This window comes from Flavobacterium pallidum, assembly GCF_003097535.1.
Taxonomy (GTDB): domain Bacteria; phylum Bacteroidota; class Bacteroidia; order Flavobacteriales; family Flavobacteriaceae; genus Flavobacterium; species Flavobacterium pallidum.
In genome coordinates this window covers 2551977-2569078 of sequence record NZ_CP029187.1, presented here as the reverse complement: position 1 = coordinate 2569078, position 17102 = coordinate 2551977, and the positions used below count along the sequence as shown (strand labels likewise).

The 17102-nt window shown below is 42.3% G+C and carries 16 protein-coding genes; 8 read left to right on the top strand and 8 right to left on the bottom strand.

Annotation, left to right across the window (positions count from 1 at the left end; translation table 11 throughout):
* Positions 1–30: 30 nt before the first annotated feature.
* On the bottom strand, positions 31–417 hold the full coding sequence (locus tag HYN49_RS10535) for an ankyrin repeat domain-containing protein (protein ID WP_108904082.1): 387 nt from the start codon (positions 415–417) through the stop codon (positions 31–33).
* Between the two features lie 56 nt (positions 418–473).
* On the bottom strand, positions 474–755 hold the full coding sequence (locus HYN49_RS10530; protein ID WP_146185091.1) for a hypothetical protein: 282 nt from the start codon (positions 753–755) through the stop codon (positions 474–476).
* A gap of 284 nt (positions 756–1039) precedes the next feature.
* On the opposite strand from HYN49_RS10530, the gene HYN49_RS10525 reads away from it, so the two are divergent.
* From HYN49_RS10525 to HYN49_RS10505, 5 genes are all read left to right on the top strand, one after another.
* A complete protein-coding gene (locus HYN49_RS10525) occupies positions 1040–1489 on the top strand; it encodes a MarR family winged helix-turn-helix transcriptional regulator (RefSeq protein WP_108904080.1) in 450 nt (149 codons plus the stop codon).
* Entirely contained in the window at positions 1486–3876 is a 2391-nt protein-coding gene (locus tag HYN49_RS10520) for a 3-hydroxyacyl-CoA dehydrogenase/enoyl-CoA hydratase family protein (protein WP_108904079.1), read from the top strand. Before HYN49_RS10525 ends, HYN49_RS10520 begins: the two co-directional genes overlap by 4 nt.
* Before the next feature lie 3 nt (positions 3877–3879).
* Positions 3880–5061, top strand: a complete 1182-nt coding sequence (locus HYN49_RS10515; RefSeq protein WP_108904078.1) for an acetyl-CoA C-acyltransferase — start codon at positions 3880–3882, stop codon at positions 5059–5061.
* A 21-nt stretch (positions 5062–5082) separates the two neighbouring features.
* Complete coding sequence (locus HYN49_RS10510) at positions 5083–6888, top strand: acyl-CoA dehydrogenase family protein (RefSeq protein ID WP_108904077.1); 1806 nt, start codon at positions 5083–5085, stop codon at positions 6886–6888.
* A 109-nt stretch (positions 6889–6997) separates the two neighbouring features.
* Positions 6998–7522 (top strand): hypothetical protein, encoded by a 525-nt coding sequence (locus HYN49_RS10505; RefSeq protein ID WP_108904076.1) that lies wholly within the window; start codon positions 6998–7000, stop codon positions 7520–7522.
* Between the two features lie 223 nt (positions 7523–7745).
* Here HYN49_RS10505 and HYN49_RS10500 read toward each other — a convergent pair whose 3' ends face one another.
* Positions 7746–7904, bottom strand: coding sequence for a lmo0937 family membrane protein (locus HYN49_RS10500; protein WP_108904075.1), 159 nt, complete (start codon positions 7902–7904; stop codon positions 7746–7748).
* A 619-nt stretch (positions 7905–8523) separates the two neighbouring features.
* The gene (locus HYN49_RS10495) at positions 8524–9441 is read right to left on the bottom strand and encodes a YihY/virulence factor BrkB family protein (RefSeq protein WP_108904074.1); all 918 of its coding nucleotides are present in this window, start codon (positions 9439–9441) and stop codon (positions 8524–8526) included.
* Positions 9442–9625: 184 nt separating this feature from the next.
* Here HYN49_RS10495 and HYN49_RS10490 point away from each other — a divergent pair, with 184 nt between their 5' ends.
* Entirely contained in the window at positions 9626–10177 is a 552-nt protein-coding gene (locus HYN49_RS10490; RefSeq protein ID WP_108904073.1) for a superoxide dismutase family protein, read from the top strand.
* 56 nt (positions 10178–10233) lie between these two features.
* On the opposite strand, the gene HYN49_RS10485 is transcribed toward HYN49_RS10490, so the two are convergent.
* The 4 genes from HYN49_RS10485 to HYN49_RS10470 form a co-directional block, all read right to left on the bottom strand.
* Entirely contained in the window at positions 10234–12411 is a 2178-nt protein-coding gene (locus HYN49_RS10485; RefSeq protein ID WP_146185090.1) for a tetratricopeptide repeat-containing hybrid sensor histidine kinase/response regulator, read from the bottom strand.
* A gap of 75 nt (positions 12412–12486) precedes the next feature.
* Positions 12487–14181: an energy-dependent translational throttle protein EttA gene (ettA, locus tag HYN49_RS10480; RefSeq protein WP_108904071.1), complete on the bottom strand. Its 1695-nt coding sequence runs from the start codon at positions 14179–14181 to the stop codon at positions 12487–12489.
* A 77-nt stretch (positions 14182–14258) separates the two neighbouring features.
* Entirely contained in the window at positions 14259–14441 is a 183-nt protein-coding gene (locus HYN49_RS10475) for a CAL67264 family membrane protein (protein WP_108904070.1), read from the bottom strand.
* 286 nt (positions 14442–14727) lie between these two features.
* A complete protein-coding gene (locus HYN49_RS10470) occupies positions 14728–15678 on the bottom strand; it encodes a PhoH family protein (protein WP_108905034.1) in 951 nt (316 codons plus the stop codon).
* Positions 15679–15781: 103 nt separating this feature from the next.
* Between HYN49_RS10470 and HYN49_RS10465 the strand changes: the two genes are divergently transcribed.
* Together HYN49_RS10465 and HYN49_RS10460 are read left to right on the top strand one after the other, a co-directional pair.
* Positions 15782–16624 (top strand): SAM hydrolase/SAM-dependent halogenase family protein, encoded by an 843-nt coding sequence (locus HYN49_RS10465; protein ID WP_108904069.1) that lies wholly within the window; start codon positions 15782–15784, stop codon positions 16622–16624.
* The gene (locus tag HYN49_RS10460; protein WP_108904068.1) at positions 16621–16917 is read left to right on the top strand and encodes a putative quinol monooxygenase; all 297 of its coding nucleotides are present in this window, start codon (positions 16621–16623) and stop codon (positions 16915–16917) included. Before HYN49_RS10465 ends, HYN49_RS10460 begins: the two co-directional genes overlap by 4 nt.
* The last annotated feature ends 185 nt before the right edge of the window (positions 16918–17102 follow it).

Here is a 17102-nt window from a genome sequence, read left to right as displayed (position 1 = left end):
TTTTCTAACTAAACAAAATAATAAAACCTTTTATTTTTTCGCGATACTTTTCAGATATTCTGCCGCAGCCGTAGCATTAGAATTTTCAGCATATTTCAGTGCAGTGAATCCGTTAGCATCCTTAGCTTTAAGATCGGCTCCTTTTTCTACAAGCAATTTTAAGATTTCCACCTGGTTGTAACGTGCCGCAAACATCAACGGTGTCATTCCGTTTGAGGTTTCATTGACGCTTGCACCATATTCGATGAACTTTTTAACGACTTCAAAATCGCCTTTTGCAATAGCAAGGCAAAGCGGGGAACCAGTGTAAGTTGTGGTTTCAAAGCCTGATTTTACGGCTGTTTTGCTTTCAGAAGCCATGGTCACGTTCGATAATGACAATAAAGCCATTCCTAAATAAATGATCGATTTTTTCATGATGATGAAATTAAGGTTAATTGATTAAATGATTGATGAGAGAAAAAAAGACAGCTTTAGTTGGTAAGCTGTTTTTTAAATTTGATCTGTGCCCTTTTTGATTTCTTTTTTGCAACAGTTTTTTTTGAAGGAACCTTAGCTTCCGTGATTTTTAAATCGGCTGAGATGATTTCGTCAATAGTCCTGTTGTATTTTTTAAGGCTGCCCAATTCGGTTGTGATCAGGCTGGAATCTGCCGATGATACCATTTTTGTATCAGTGTTGGACAAATTAGCGGCGTTGGCTGCATTAACTGTAGCGAAGATTGCTACAACGAGAGTTGTGATTGATTTTTTCATGATGATTGATTATTGATTGATGATTCATTGTTGATTACTGTAATAGACGATAATAACCTGTTTTTGTTACAAAAAAAATTTTCCTATAACATTTATTTAACATTTTAAATGTAAGTGTATGTTTGTAAGGCCAGTAAATATGGGTGTTTAATATGTTGTGACAACTGATCCGAAGAAAAAAAATATCAAAATTGAAATAAAAATCATTTTAGTATGCATGCATACTATTTTTTATTATATTTGACAGAAAAGCAAAAGGCAGAAAATCAAAATTGATAGTTCTCATGAAAGAAAAAACAATAGATTATATCTTAAGGGCTACATGGCAGGCAGTGGCACGCATGTATAATGAAGAGGCTTCGAAATACGGCGCAACCATGGCAACCGGTTTTGCTTTATTGAGTATTGATCGAGACAAGGGAACGCCGTCCACCGCATTAGGCCCAAAAATGGGTATGGAAGCTACAAGTTTAACCCGTACGCTGAAATCAATGGAAGAAAAAGGCCTTATTGTCCGCAGGAAAAATCCTGAAGACGGGCGCGGCGTATTGATTTACCTTACTGAATTCGGAAAAGAGAAAAGAGAACTTTCCCGAAATAATGTCCTTAAATTTAATGAAGCTGTCAAAACAAGGATTTCCGATGAACAGCTCCAGCATTTTATGGAAGTCGCTGAAACCATCAATGAACTGATCCTCGATAAAAACATTTTCAATCAAGATATTCCCGAATGAAACGAATTATTAAAAAAGTCGCAGTCGTCGGCTCCGGCATTATGGGTTCAGGTATTGCCTGCCATTTTGCCAACATCGGCGTAGAAGTATTACTTCTTGACATCGCTCCGAATGAACTCACGGAAACAGAAACAAGGAAAGGCCTGTCACTGGAAAATAAAGCGGTACGAAACCGTATCGTCAATGAACATTTGGCGAATGCCTTAAAATCCAGGCCCTCCCCTATTTACCACCAGAAATTCGCAAGCCGCATCACGACCGGTAACACGGCCGATAACATGAAGGACATCGCTTCCGCAGATTGGATCATCGAAGTAGTGGTGGAAAGACTCGATATCAAGAAACTGGTTTTTGAGCAAATCGAGAAATTCAGGAAGCCCGGAACTCTGGTAACATCGAATACATCAGGCATTCCAATACGTTTTATGAGTGAAGGCCGGAGTGAGGACTTCCAGAAGCATTTCTGTGGCACACATTTTTTCAATCCCGCGCGTTATCTGAAACTATTTGAAATCATTCCCGGGCCGCAAACTTCATCTGAAGTGCTTTCCTTCTTAAACAATTACGGAGAACAGTTTTTAGGCAAGACTTCGGTCGTGGCCAAAGATACTCCTGCGTTTATTGGAAACCGTATCGGTATTTTCGGGATTCAGAGTTTGTTTCATCTGGTCAGCGAAATGGGACTGACCATTGAAGAAGTGGATAAATTAACCGGCCCGGTAATCGGCCGCCCGAAATCGGCAACTTTCCGTACAGTGGATGTTGTCGGCCTCGACACTTTGGTCCACGTGGCAAACGGCTTATACCAGGGTGTCCCTGATGATGAAGCGCACGAACTTTTCAAACTGCCGGATTTCATCAGTAAAATGATGGAAAACAAATGGTTTGGAAGCAAAACCGGACAGGGCTTTTACAAGAAAGTCGACAAAGATATCTTATCATTGGATTTAAATACCCTCGAATACCGCGCTGTTAAAAAAGCAAATTTCGCCACGCTGGAATTAACCAAAACCATTGACAAGCCGATAGACCGGTTTAAGGTTCTGATCAAAGGGACTGACAAAGCGGGGGAATTCTACAGGAAAAATTTCGCAGGTATGTTTGCCTATGTATCCAACCGCGTACCCGAAATCACAGATGACCTTTACAAAATCGACGATGCCATGAAAGCCGGTTTCGGTTGGGAAAACGGGCCGTTTGAAATCTGGGACGCGATCGGTGTACAAAAAGGTATCGAACTGATAAAAGCATCAGGCCTTAATTATGCAAAATGGGTAGACGATATGGCAGCTTCAGGAAGTAACAGCTTTTACACGGTGAAAGACGGGGCTACTTATTATTATGACCTGCAATCCAAAACACAGGTTAAAAAACCAGGACAGGACGCTTTTATCATTTTAGACAATATACGTGACAGTAAAAAGGTATGGAGCAATTCCGGTGCAATCATTGAACACCTTGGCGATGGCATCCTGAATCTTGAATTCCGTTCCAAGATGAATACGATTGGCGGGGATGTCCTGCAGGGAATCAACAAAGCGATCGATTTGGCCGAAAAGGAATACAATGGTTTGGTTATCGGAAATCAGGCAGCGAATTTCTCCGTTGGTGCCAATATCGGGATGATATTTATGATGGCGGTCGAGCAGGAATATGATGAACTGAATATGGCCATCAAAATGTTCCAGGATACGATGATGCGCGTACGCTATTCCTCAATTCCTGTAATCGTAGCACCACACGGAATGACTCTAGGCGGTGGCTGTGAAATGAGCATGCACGCTGATAAGGTGGTTGCTGCTGCAGAAACGTATATCGGTTTGGTGGAATTCGGTGTCGGTGTGATTCCGGGAGGTGGTGGTTCAAAGGAAATGACGTTAAGGGCTTCAGATTTATTCCGCAAAAACGATGTTGAACTGAATGTCTTACAGGAATATTTCCTCACTGTGGCTATGGCTAAAGTATCTACATCTGCTCATGAAGCTTTTGATTTAGGCGTATTGCAAAAAGGAAAAGACATTGTTGTAGTGAATAAAGACAGACAAATCCTCGAAGCAAAAAAGCAAGCATTAATTTTGGCGGAAGCCGGTTACACACAACCGATACAACGCAAAGACATCAAGGTTCTCGGCAAGCAGGCACTCGGAATGTTCCTTGTCGGAACAGACCAAATGACTGCTGGGCACTTCATTTCAGATCATGATAAAAAGATTGCCAATAAACTGGCGTATGTCATGGCTGGTGGTGACTTGTCAGAACCTACGTTGGTATCTGAACAATACTTACTTGATATTGAAAGGGAAGCCTTTTTATCGCTTTGCACAGAAAGAAAAACTTTGGAGCGTATACAATTTATGTTAACCAAAGGCAAACCATTAAGAAACTAATCCATGAAAACAGCATATATAGTTAAAGCATACCGCACAGCAGTTGGCAAAGCGCCAAAAGGCGTATTCCGTTTCAAAAGACCGGATGAACTTGCAGCAGAAACCATTCAGTACATGATGAATGAGCTTCCTGATTTCGACAAGAAAAGAATTGACGATGTCATGGTGGGCAATGCCATGCCGGAAGCAGAACAGGGATTAAACGTTGCCCGTTTGATTTCACTGATGGGATTAAATATTGTCGATGTTCCCGGTGTGACCGTCAACCGTTATTGTGCTTCAGGGCTTGAAACCATTGGAATGGCCACTGCTAAAATCCAATCCGGAATGGCCGATTGCATCATCGCAGGAGGCGCCGAAAGCATGAGTTATATTCCGATGGGCGGCTATAAACCAACACCTGATTATGGTGTTGCCAAAAACGGCCACGAAGATTATTATTGGGGTATGGGACTTACAGCAGAAGCCGTTGCCAGACAATTCAATATTTCCCGTGAAGACCAGGATGTGTTTGCATTCGAATCCCATCAGAAAGCCTTGAAAGCGCAGGCGGAAGGTAAGTTTGACAAACAGATTGTACCCATCACCGTTGAACAGACTTTCCTGAATGAAAATGGAAAGAAAGAAACCAAATCCTATACCGTTACAAAAGACGAAGGCCCTCGTGCCGATACCAATATCACAGCCTTGAATAATTTGAAACCTGTGTTTGCGGCTGACGGAAGCGTAACCGCCGGAAACTCTTCACAAATGAGTGACGGCGCGGCTTTCGTATTGATTATGAGTGAAGAACTGGTCAAAGAGTTGAACATCACTCCTATCGCCCGACTTGTCAATTTTGCTTCAGCCGGAGTCGAACCAAGAATCATGGGAATCGGTCCCGTAAAAGCTATTCCGAAAGCATTGAAGCAGGCAGGCATGTCACAGAATGACATTGAGCTGATTGAACTGAATGAGGCTTTTGCATCACAATCTTTAGCGGTAATCCGTGAGTTAAAATTAAATCCTGATATTATCAACGTCAACGGTGGTGCTATTTCATTAGGCCATCCATTAGGATGTACAGGCGCAAAACTTTCAGTACAGCTTTTCGACGAAATGAAACGCCGTGGCAATAAATACGGCATGGTAACCATGTGCGTGGGAACTGGCCAAGGTTGCGCAGGCATTTATGAACTATTATAATAACATACAAAACATAACAAAATGGCAGACATAACAGAAAAGGATGTAACCAGAGGTGGGCAATTTTTGGTAAAAGAAACCAAATGTGATGACATCTTTACTCCCGAAGATTTTTCAGACGAGCAAAAAATGATGCGTGATTCCGTAAAGGAGTTTGTCGACAAGGAAATCTGGCCCAACAAAGACCGTTTCGAAAAGAAAGATTATACGTTTACAGAAGAATGCATGAAGAAAGCTGGCGAAATGGGTTTCCTCAGTGTGGCTGTTCCTGAAGCCTACGGTGGTATGGGTATGGGATTTGTCGATACCGTTTTGGTATGCGATTATATTTCAGGTGCTACCGGGTCGTTTTCAACTGCTTTTGGTGCACATACCGGTATCGGCACTATGCCGATTACGTTGTATGGAACTGAGGAACAGAAACAAAAATATGTCCCTAAACTCGCTTCGGGTGAATGGTTTGGTGCTTATTGCCTTACGGAACCCGGCGCAGGCTCTGATGCCAATTCAGGGAAAACCAAAGCCGTTTTGTCCGAAGATGGAAAGTACTATGCTATCACGGGCCAGAAAATGTGGATTTCAAATGCCGGTTTCTGTAGTGTTTTCATCGTTTTTGCGAGAATTGGCGATGATAAGAACATCACCGGATTTATTGTAGAAAATGATCCTTCAAACGGGATTTCAATGAATGAGGAAGAACACAAACTCGGAATACGTGCTTCATCAACCCGCCAGGTGTTTTTTAATGAAACCAAAGTACCGGTTGAAAATATGCTTTCTGAAAGAGGAAATGGATTCAAGATTGCGATGAATGCCTTAAATGTCGGGAGGATCAAACTGGCTGCCGCCTGCCTCGATGCACAGCGACGCGTAACAACCGGGGCCATCCATTATGCCAACGAAAGGATACAATTCAATACTCCGATTGCGAATTTTGGTGCGATAAGATACAAACTTGCCGAAATGGCTACGAGCTGTTATGCCGGTGAAAGTGCTGCATATCGTGCTGCAAAAGATATTGAAAACCGTATCAAATCGCGTGAAGCTGCCGGTGCCTCCCATCAGGAAGCGGAATTAAAAGGTGTTGAAGAATACGCAATAGAATGTTCTATCCTTAAAGTAGCTGTTTCAGAAGACATACAGAATTGCGCCGATGAAGGCATCCAAATCCTCGGCGGAATGGGATTTTCTGAAGACACGCCGATGGAAAGTGCCTGGCGCGATGCCCGTATTTCCCGCATTTACGAAGGAACAAATGAAATCAACCGTATGCTGTCTGTCGGGATGCTGATCAAGAAAGCGATGAAAGGCCATGTAGACTTGCTTGGTCCTGCTATGAAAGTCCAGGAAGAACTGATGGGAATCCCCGATTTCAACACGCCGGATTATTCTGAATTGTTTTCGGAAGAAAAGGAAATGGTTAGCAAACTTAAGAAAGCATTCCTGATGGTTGCCGGTGGCGCCGTCCAGAAATATGGCCCGGACCTCGACGCGCACCAGCAGTTGCTTATGGCCGCTGCCGACATGCTGATTGAAATCTACATGGCTGAATCTACTATTTTACGCACAGAAAAAAATGCCAAAATTTCAGGTGAAAGTGCGATGCCTGAGCAAATCGCCATGGCCAAATTATACCTCTACAAATCCGTGGATATCGTCACGCAAAAAGGCAAGGAAAGCATCATCTCTTTTGCAGAAGGCGATGAACAACGCATGATGCTGATGGGATTGCGACGCTTTACGAAATACAACAATATGCCCAATATTGTCGGTTTACGCGAACAGATAGCTTCAAAACTCGTCGCCGAGAACCATTATTGCTTTTAAGATTAGTTTTTAATCAAGTTGGAAAAGCCGTACAGCCTCAAAATTGTGCGGCTTTATTTTTTTGCCGATTCAAATTACATTCCTATTTTCGTTCTAAATAAATTAAAATATGAAATTATTAGGAATTGGCTCCAGGATAAACCATCCTGAATTTGGAAAAGGCGTCATCACAAACGTATCTTCCAAAGATTATTGGGTAACTTTTATTGATAACGGACTCGAAACCATTGCGCTTAACGATACATTTGAAATAATTGAAGCATCGGAAAATGAAGTTGATACCATCAGCCTTTATGATGTAGAACGATCGTTGCGCGATATCCTTAAAAAATGGTCCGGAATCGGCGAAAATGTGGCCATCGGCGACAAATGGAAAGGCGGCAAAATGACCCTTGAACCGGGACAGGCCGGATTGGCTTCCAAAGAAATCCCTATCGACGCATTCTTTCACAAGATTATCATGGTGCGCGACCGCTTGCGGGTTATGGAACAGAAGATTAATGCCAGCAACCTTGAGGAAATCGAAAAGATTGAATTGCAGCAATACATCACAAAGATCTACGGCAGTTTAACCACGTTCAACGTACTGTTCAAATCGAATAACGACTATTTTGTTGGAGAGAAAACGAAGTAACAGCGTAGTCGACAGTCAAAAGTCGAAAGTTTCGTTCTCTCAAAGGTTTATCTCCTTTGGACTTCGACTTTGGGGTTAAAAAAAAAGGCTCTCGTAAATACGAAAGCCTTTTCTCCCAAAAACAATTAAAACATGATCGTTATATAAAATCCACTTGTTGTGCAAGCGTTCCCCAATTTTATATCCCTTTTTCAGGTTTCAAACTACAAAACAAAATGTATTTTTATACAGGCCTTTTGCCTTGAATAACCCTTAGCAATATTGCAATGATTGCAATAACCAATAAGATGTGGATGATTCCGCCCGTGGCATATCCCCCGAAGAAACTGATAGCCCAGATGATGATTAAGATAACGGCTACGGTGTAAAGTAAATTTCCCATGATTTCTGGTGTTTAGTTTGTTATTAAGCTTTGGTTTTCTGCCTTCCGATATTCCTTCCGGCTTACATTACAAAGTTGCCAATAATTAATCATGGGGCTGTTACAGGATATTTTTGAAAAGTTATAAAATATGTCAGTTTGATTTTTTGAAGCTGTTCCTGCTGTCTGCTGTATCTTTTTTATTGCTGTACGATTGCAGTACATTTGGGAATTTTACTTAGCCATAAAAAAAGATGTGCTTTGCCAGTTCGCTGCGCTCGGGTCGCTCCCATCAGGGCCAGGCGGTTGTCCATATTTAAAATTTTGCATTAATGGATTTTCAGATAGGGAATTCAGAAGCCTCGGGTTTATACAATAAAAAAGACCCTTACTTTCATAAGGGTCTCTTTCCCAAAAACAATTAAAACATGATTTGTTAAAAAAAATCCAATTGTAAAAGATTTACAATTGTTCCCCAATCTTATTTAACAAGGTCCCAAGTTTCAAACTACAAAACAAAAATGTATTTTCCATATATCCTAACTTTTTGCCGGATATTTTTGTGCTTTCATCTTAATAAGACAAAATTCGGCTTTTAATGGCTCCAATAGTTACATTTAAAAACCCGAATGTTATAATATTACTTACTTTCGATTTCGAATATTTCTTTCTGTATTTCTACCGCATAGTCATTCGGAATGATTTTCTGTCCGTGTGCCCTGGCATAAATCTTGGTAAACTCGGCACCAAAATATAATATAATGGCCGAATAATATACCCAAACCAATATGATAATAACAGATCCGGCTGCACCATATACTGTGGCAACGGTGGAATTGCCAAGATACGAGCTTATGGCAAACTTCCCTATCATAAAGAAGATTGATGTTACACTGGAGCCGATCAGCGTATCTTTCCAGGAAATCGTACCGTCGGGCAAAGTCCTGAAAATAATGGAAAACAAGGCCGTCGTAGTAAGGAATAGAATGACGATATTCAAGACGTAAAATAAATACACGGTTACATCAGGGAAATAAACGGCAAGTTTAGTATTCAGGATATCCATCGCGGTGTTCACCAGCAAACTGACCATCAAAAGAAATCCCATTACGGCAATCATTGAGAAAGACATCAACCGGTTCTTTACGAATTTCATAATGCCTTTATTGGGTTTTGCTTTCAGTCCCCATATGAAATTAATAGAACTCTGTATCTCCGCAAAAACCCCCGAAGCACCAATGACCAGCATAATCACGCCAAAAACGGTCGCAAATGTAGTGCTGCCCGAAAGCTGCGTATTTTTTATCGTTTCCTGGATTTGTAACGCCGCATCATTACCTACCAATCCGTTTATCTGCCCGAAAAATTCCCCCGTAACCGCTTCTTCACCGAAGAAAAAACCAGTTATGGCAAGGATGATCATGATCAGTGGTGGTAAGGCAAACACGGTATAATAGGATAAGGACGCACTAAGTTTTATCGCATTGTCATCATTGAATTCATTAAAGGTATCCTTTAATAACTGCCAGCCGGTCTTTGCCATTTCCCTGCGCTTCATAAACAAGAATTTAATTGTTAATGATTTTCTTTCAAAAAAATCAATTTCTTTACAAATTTAGCGCGCTGCACTATTGGAATTTTTACAGACTGTTACAAGATTTCCATTTACGAAATTTTTATCGCCGCCATCTATTATCATAAATCCTTGTTTTTGCTACCTTTGAAGGAAAACAAGCACAATTATGAAAAAAATACTTCTTTCAGCAGCCATTGCGGTCATTATTATCATCAGCTGCAAATCAAAAACCGACAGTGAAAGCACGACCACAAGAACGCGTTCAAAAACCGTAAGGCTTAAACTCGACCTTATGCCGAAAAGTGACAGTAAAGTTTCCGGCACGGCTACCTTTACAGAACGCAACGGCAAAGTGACCTTTACCGCTAATATTTCGGGGTTAAAGCCAGGCGTGCATGCGATACACATCCATGAAAAAGCAGATTGTACCGCTGCCGACGGCTCGAGCGCCGGCGGCCATTGGAATCCGACTTTCCAGAATCACGGCAAATGGGGCTCAGCGGCATACCACAAAGGCGATATCGGGAATTTTCCTGCGGATGAATTCGGGAACGGTACCATTACGATGACGACCAATGAATGGTGTATCGGTTGCGGAGATCCTAAAAAAGACATTCTCGGGAAAGGGCTTATCGTTCATGAAGACCCGGACGATTTTACATCTCAGCCTTCTGGAAATGCAGGCAAACGTGTGGCTTGCAGCGCGATTATAAAATAGCATGCAGTAAACAGTTTCAGTATGCAGTATTCCGCAGGAAATGCATACTGGACTGCTTACTTTACCTGCAGTTGCCTGTACATCATTTCGAATAATAATGACGGCTCGAATGGTTTTACAATGACGTCATTGATACCGGCATTGGCAGCCTGCTCAGTGACTTCTTTCTTGTCATAGGCCGTTAATGCAATCACTGGGGTATAAATCCCAAGCTCCCGCATGCTTTTCGTAGTGTCATAACCATTCATACCCGGCATGTTAATGTCCATCAGGATGATATCAAAGGATTCCTTTTGCGCAGCTTCAATCGCTTCATTTCCACTGGCAGCCAGCCTGCAGCGGTGCCCGTGGCGTTCGATAATCTTTTTGGTGACCATCTGGTTGATCTTGTTATCTTCAACTACAAGGATGTCAAGTTCTTTTCCGACCATTTCCATAACATCAGGGGTGCTAATATCATTATCGTATTGCGCTTTTTCAAAAGCGATTGTAAATGCAAAAGTGGTTCCTGTATTTTCAGCACTATCAATAGAAATGCTGCTGTCAAATAAATCTATTAGCCTTTTTACAATCGCCAGGCCAAGTCCTGTTCCCTGGTAATCGCCTTCTTTCCTTTCAATCTGGACAAATTTATCGAATATCTTTTCCTGATCAGCTTCTGCAATCCCGATGCCATTATCCTGCACGGTAAAATCAATAAAATATTTGTTATTCATGAATTTATTGAGTTTTGCGGTAATAGTCACTTCGCCGTTGCGGGTAAACTTGAGCGCATTGCTGGCCAGGTTCACCAGGATCTGCGAAAGCCTCAGCTCATCACCGTTGACGCGTTTCGGGATTTCAGGATCGATAATGGTATTGAAAGCATTTCCGTTGTTATCTGCCAGGAATTGCAAGGAATTTCGGATGGTGAGCAATTCATCGTGCAGACTGAAATCCGTTTTTTCCAATACCGTCCGCTTGTCCTCCATTTTGTTCATCTGTAGAATATCGTTGACGAGATCTAGCAGGTAATTCGCTGAAAACTTCAACGAATTCAATTGTTCATTATTGACCAGTTCCTTGTGCTCATCAATAATCATATCCGTAATCCCGATAACGCCATAAAGCGGCGTGCGAAGTTCATGGCTGACGGTGGATATAAATTGTGTCTTCAGTTGGGAATTCTGCTCAGCGACTTCCTTTGCGGCCTGCAGTTCTTCGTTAGCCTTCGTTAATTCGGCATTGAGTTTTTTACGGAATACATTGGTTTTATATAACATGTAAACCATTATAAGCAGGAACAAAAGTAAAATACCAAAAAGGATGCTGATCGTACGGGAATCCCTGATTTTCTTTTGCTGGCGCTCGTTCGTGGATTCAATTTTTTCCAGTTGGTTCTTATATTCATCGAGTTCTATCTGGATTGCGGTATCGTCCAGATCACCCGGCATCGCTTCTGAATACAGTTTACTATGCAGTTTTTTATAAATCCTACGTACGGAATCTGCTTCGCGGAATCTTTTGTATTTTACAAGATGGTCGACATAATTGTCGTAAACACTTGCCGTAAAAGTATTCAGGTTATTGCTTTCGCCAATAGCGATCGCCTTGCGATAATACAATTCAGCAGCCTTGGTATTTTTGGTCTCATGGGTGTTGTAAAGCCCTAAGAGTCCGTTATATGATAATTTAGATTCAGGCTGGCCCTTGCGCTCTATAAAATTTTTGGTTTCATAGAGGTAAACGATGCCTTTTTTGAACTGCCCCAAATAGAAATAGGCACTGGTAATATTGAGTTTTGCATACGCAATCTGCGAACTGTCATTCGATTTGACTGCATAATAGAGCGACTTTTTATAAAATTCAATCCCCTTGCCCACATCAATCTTGCTGTAATAGTAGACGTTCCCGAGGTTGCTGTTGATAAAATCCTTAAGCGGATTATTGTCAAGGCTTTCAGCATAATGCAATGCCTTGGTGTAAAACTCAATGGCCCTTTTTGATTCCGAAAACTCATAATATACCGCTGCGATGGCATTATAGGAGTGCGCGATCAGGAAATCGTCGTCAAGTTTAAACGCCCGCACCAATGCCTTGGAAGACAAATCAAGTGATTTTTCATATTCCCCTGTACGGAACGCATGCGCAGCATTGTTGATGATTTTTTCAACCGCTTCTTTTTCCTTAGCTTCAGATTGTGCCATGATTGCCTGCACAAAAAGCAATGATATGATAAGGAATATTTTCTTCACGTTGGGTTTCAAAGCATGCAAATATAAAAGCAAATCCCGACTATACTGCCGGGATGTGCCCAAAATATTATCGTATTAATTTCTGATTAATTTCCTGTATTTGATTCGTTTCGGAGTCAGGTCTCCGCCAAGGCGTTTCTTCTTATTTTCTTCGTAATCCGAAAAGCCGCCTTCAAAATAATACACTTCGGAATTCCCTTCAAAAGCCAGAATATGCGTACAGATCCTGTCCAGGAACCAACGGTCGTGGGAAATGACTACCGCGCAACCTGCGAAGTTTTCCAAACCTTCTTCCAAGGCCCTTAAGGTATTGATATCCAAATCGTTTGTTGGCTCATCCAAAAGCAATACATTACCTTCTTCTTTCAAAGTCATCGCCAGGTGCAGCCTGTTTCTTTCTCCTCCGGAAAGCATAGAAACTTTCTTATTCTGGTCACTGCCGCTAAAGTTGAAACGGCTCAGGTAAGCCCTTGAATTTACCTGCCTGCCACCCATCATAATGAGTTCCTGCCCGTCGGCAAAATTTTCCCAGATGGTTTTATTGGGGTCGATGTTGGAATGTGACTGATCCACGTAAGCAATTTTGGCAGTATCACCTAAATTGAATGAACCTGCATCGGGAGTCTCTTCACCCATAATCATGCGGAAAATAGTCGATTTACCGGCACCGTTCGGTCCGATAATCCCGACGATGCCTGCTTGCGGCAGTGTAAAATTCAGGTTATCATAAAGCAATTTTTCTCCAAAAGCTTTCGCAACGCCATTGGCATCGATCACATTGGTTCCCAGACGTGGCCCGTTCGGGATATAGATCTCAAGCTTCTCGTCAAGCTGCTTCTGGTCCTCGTTCAATAATTTGTCGTAATTCTGCAGACGCGCTTTTTGTTTCGTCTGACGGCCCTTGGCTCCTTGCCTTACCCAGTCAAGTTCGCGCTCAAGCGTCTTCCTTCTTTTGGAGGCCACTTTCTCTTCCTGTGCCATGCGTGTAGATTTTTGGTCAAGCCATGAAGAATAATTTCCTTTCCACGGAATGCCTTCACCCCTGTCCAGTTCCAGAATCCAGCCTGCAACATTGTCAAGGAAATAACGGTCGTGCGTTACAGCAATAACGGTCCCTGCATATTGCGCAAGGTGCTGTTCCAGCCATAATACACTTTCTGCATCAAGGTGGTTGGTAGGCTCATCGAGCAGCAATACGTCAGGCTGTTGCAACAACAGTCGGCATAAAGCCACACGGCGGCGTTCCCCTCCTGAAAGGTTCTTGATTGGCAAATCGCCTTCGGGAGTACGCAGGGCATCCATCGCAATTTCCAGTTTGGTATCGAGTTCCCAGGCACCTGAAGCATCGATTTTATCCTGTAAATCTGCCTGGCGGTCCATCAGTTGCTGCATCTTGTCGGCATCTTCATACACTTCCGGGAGCCCGAACATGTCGTTGATCTTATTGAATTCATCAAGGATAGCAACAGTTTCGGCCACACCTTCACGAACGATTTCAATCACCGTTTTAGTTTCATCCAATTGTGGCTCCTGCTCGAGATACCCTACAGTATATCCAGGCTGGAAAACCACGTCGCCCTGGTAGTTCTTATCAACCCCGGCAATGATGCGGAGCAAAGAAGATTTTCCTGAACCGTTTAGACCCAGGATACCGATTTTGGCACCATAGAAAAAACTTAAGTAAATATTTTTTAAAACCTGTTTATCACTGCTCGAATAAGTCTTGCTTACGCGTTGCATTGAAAAGATTACTTTCTTATCGTCTGACATTTTGAGTTATTTTGAATTATTAATTTTGAATGTTACTTGCTGTGATGAATCATTTAAAATTCATCATTTAAAATAATTTACAATCTTCCTTTTAACGAACTAAACACCCACGCATTCGCCAGAAAACCCACTCCTACAGCACCAAATCCCCAGCCGGCCGTTTCATCATAACGGAAGGCACCAAGCCCAATCAGCAAAATCCCCATGATAATCATAATCAGGGTCGCCCAGCCCAGGATGGTATTTTTATTCATTCCCATGTTTATTTTTTAGAGAGGGCAAATATCGGAAAAATATTGTCTTCACGCTAAATACTTTTCAAGTACAGTCCACTATGCAAAAAGGTTTCTTCGGGTTTTGGTCGGGTTTCGTTCGGGTTTGCTTCGGGAAATCGTGCAGTTTGTTCGGGGCGCTCCGAACAACTCCCGAACAAAACCGTACCCAAACCTAACGAAAACAGGTTGAAATCAACATCCAAATACATAAAAAATCCCCTTTGTGAGGGGACTTTTTATTGTTGTTTACAAATGCATACTGAGGCCTGCGTTAATCGTGGTTTTCAATCTGCTTATACGCATCAATCACTTTCTTCACGAGCCTGTGACGAACGATATCCTTATCATCCAGGTAAATGATGCCAATGCCATCGATATCTTTCAATACCAATAACGCTTCCTTCAATCCCGATATGGTTCTTCTCGGCAAATCCACCTGTCCGGGGTCACCGGTAATCATGAATTTGGCATTTTTTCCCATGCGCGTCAGGAACATCTTCATTTGCGAATGTGTGGTATTTTGCGCTTCATCAAGGATTACAAATGCATTGTCCAATGTACGGCCCCGCATGAATGCCAGCGGCGCAATCTGGATAATGCCTTTCAATATATAATCTTCGAGAGATTGAGGCGGAATCATATCACGCAATGCATCATACAATGGCTGCATATAGGGATCCAGTTTTTCCTTCATATCTCCGGGCAGGAAACCAAGATTTTCGCCCGCTTCTACTGCAGGGCGCGTGAGGATGATGCGCTTTACCTGCTTTTCTTTCAATGCTTTTACCGCCATGGCAACGCCGGTATAGGTTTTACCGGTTCCGGCTGGCCCAACGGCAAACACCATATCATTTTTGTTGATATTGTCTACCAGCAACTGCTGGTTTGGGGTCATGGCCTTAATGATTTTCCCGCCAATGCCATGCACAAGGATTTTATCACTGTCCGGCATGCGCTGCTCTTCCTGGGTATTGCTCTGTATCACGCGGTCGATCACATTATCATCAATACGGTTGTAGCGGCTGAAATGCTGCATCAGGCGGTTGAAACGGTTTTCAAACTCATCCAATACTTCTTTTTCACCAAAAGCCTTGATGGTGGTGCCGCGCGCAACAATCTTCAGTTTGGGGTAGTATTTTTTAATGGTCTCCAGGTGGGTGTCCTGGGCACCCCAGAAATCTTTCGGGGCAATGTCTACTAATTCTATGATTCTCTCGTTCAAAAGCAAGGATATTTAATTAAAAAATTCGCTATATAATTATTAGCTTTGCATTCAAATTTAAGCATAATTTAAAGCCTTTCCCTTTTTAGTTATAAACAATTTTATGTCAATAATTACCCTCACTACCGATTACGGACTCAAGGACCATTTTGTCGGTTCGTTGAAGGGTAAAATCCTAAAAGACTTCACCGAAGCGCAACTCATTGACATATCGCACGATATCGATCCGTTCAATACCGCGCAGGCCAGTTACATCATCGGCGCTGCTTACAAAAGCTTTCCTGAGGGCACGGTACACCTGATTGGTGTCGATGCCGAATACAATAAAGAAAACCGCCATATTGCCATTCAATGGGACAATCATTATTTTGTTTGTGCAGATAATGGGATTTTAGGTATGCTTACGCAGAAAATTGTTCCGCAGAAAATGGTCGAGATCAATATCCACGACCGTTTGCCTGCCGATGCTACTGATCTGGACGTATTTGTTACCGTGGCAGCACACATCGCGCGAGGCGGCCAGCTGAACGTTATCGGGAAGGAAATAAAATCGATAAAACAGGTGACGGAACTCAAGCCTGTCGCCATCGCCAATTCGATTAAAGGATATGTGATTTACATTGATCACTTCGGGAATGTCGTGACAAACATCTCCCGGCAGCTTTTTCTTGAAACCGCGAAAGGCCGTTCCTACGAAATCGTCCTGAACGACAAACGCGGACGCACCAACATCAGGACCATCTGGCCAAAATATTCAAATATTGCCGTCTCAGATAAGTTCCCGATAAAAGATTATGAGGGCCAGAAACTCGCCATTTTCAATGAAGCGGGATTTCTTGAGATTGCGATTTTCCGCAGCAACCCGAACACCGTTGGCAGCGCTGAAACCCTATTGGGATTAGGCTACCGTGATATGATAACCATTAATTTTGATGTACAGCCATGATCGTACGCATTGTAAAAATGTCTTTCCACGAGGAAAACATCCCAGCTTTCCGGGAGAATTTCGAACTGATGAAGGAAAAAATACGAAACGCACCCGGAAACCGTTTCTTAGAACTGTACCAGGACCGCAACAATCCGTGTATCTTTTTCACCTACAGTTATTGGGATTCCGATAACGATCTGGAAAATTACCGCCAATCGGAATTGTTTTATGACGTATGGGCATTTACAAAAAAACTGTTCAATGCAAAACCGGAAGCGTGGAGCGTGGATAAATTAGTAAGTTTGCAGTGAAGTTGCTGAGTTGCTGAGTTGCTGAGTTGCTGAGTTGCTGAGTTGCTGAGTTGCTGAGTAAAATTATTGAATTGATAGATACGTAGTTAGAATTAATAAAAAATTAAATAAAAATAAATAATGCCGATGTTTCGGATGCTGGGCTCAGTAGCTCAGAAAATCAGAAAATCAGCAACTCCAAAAAT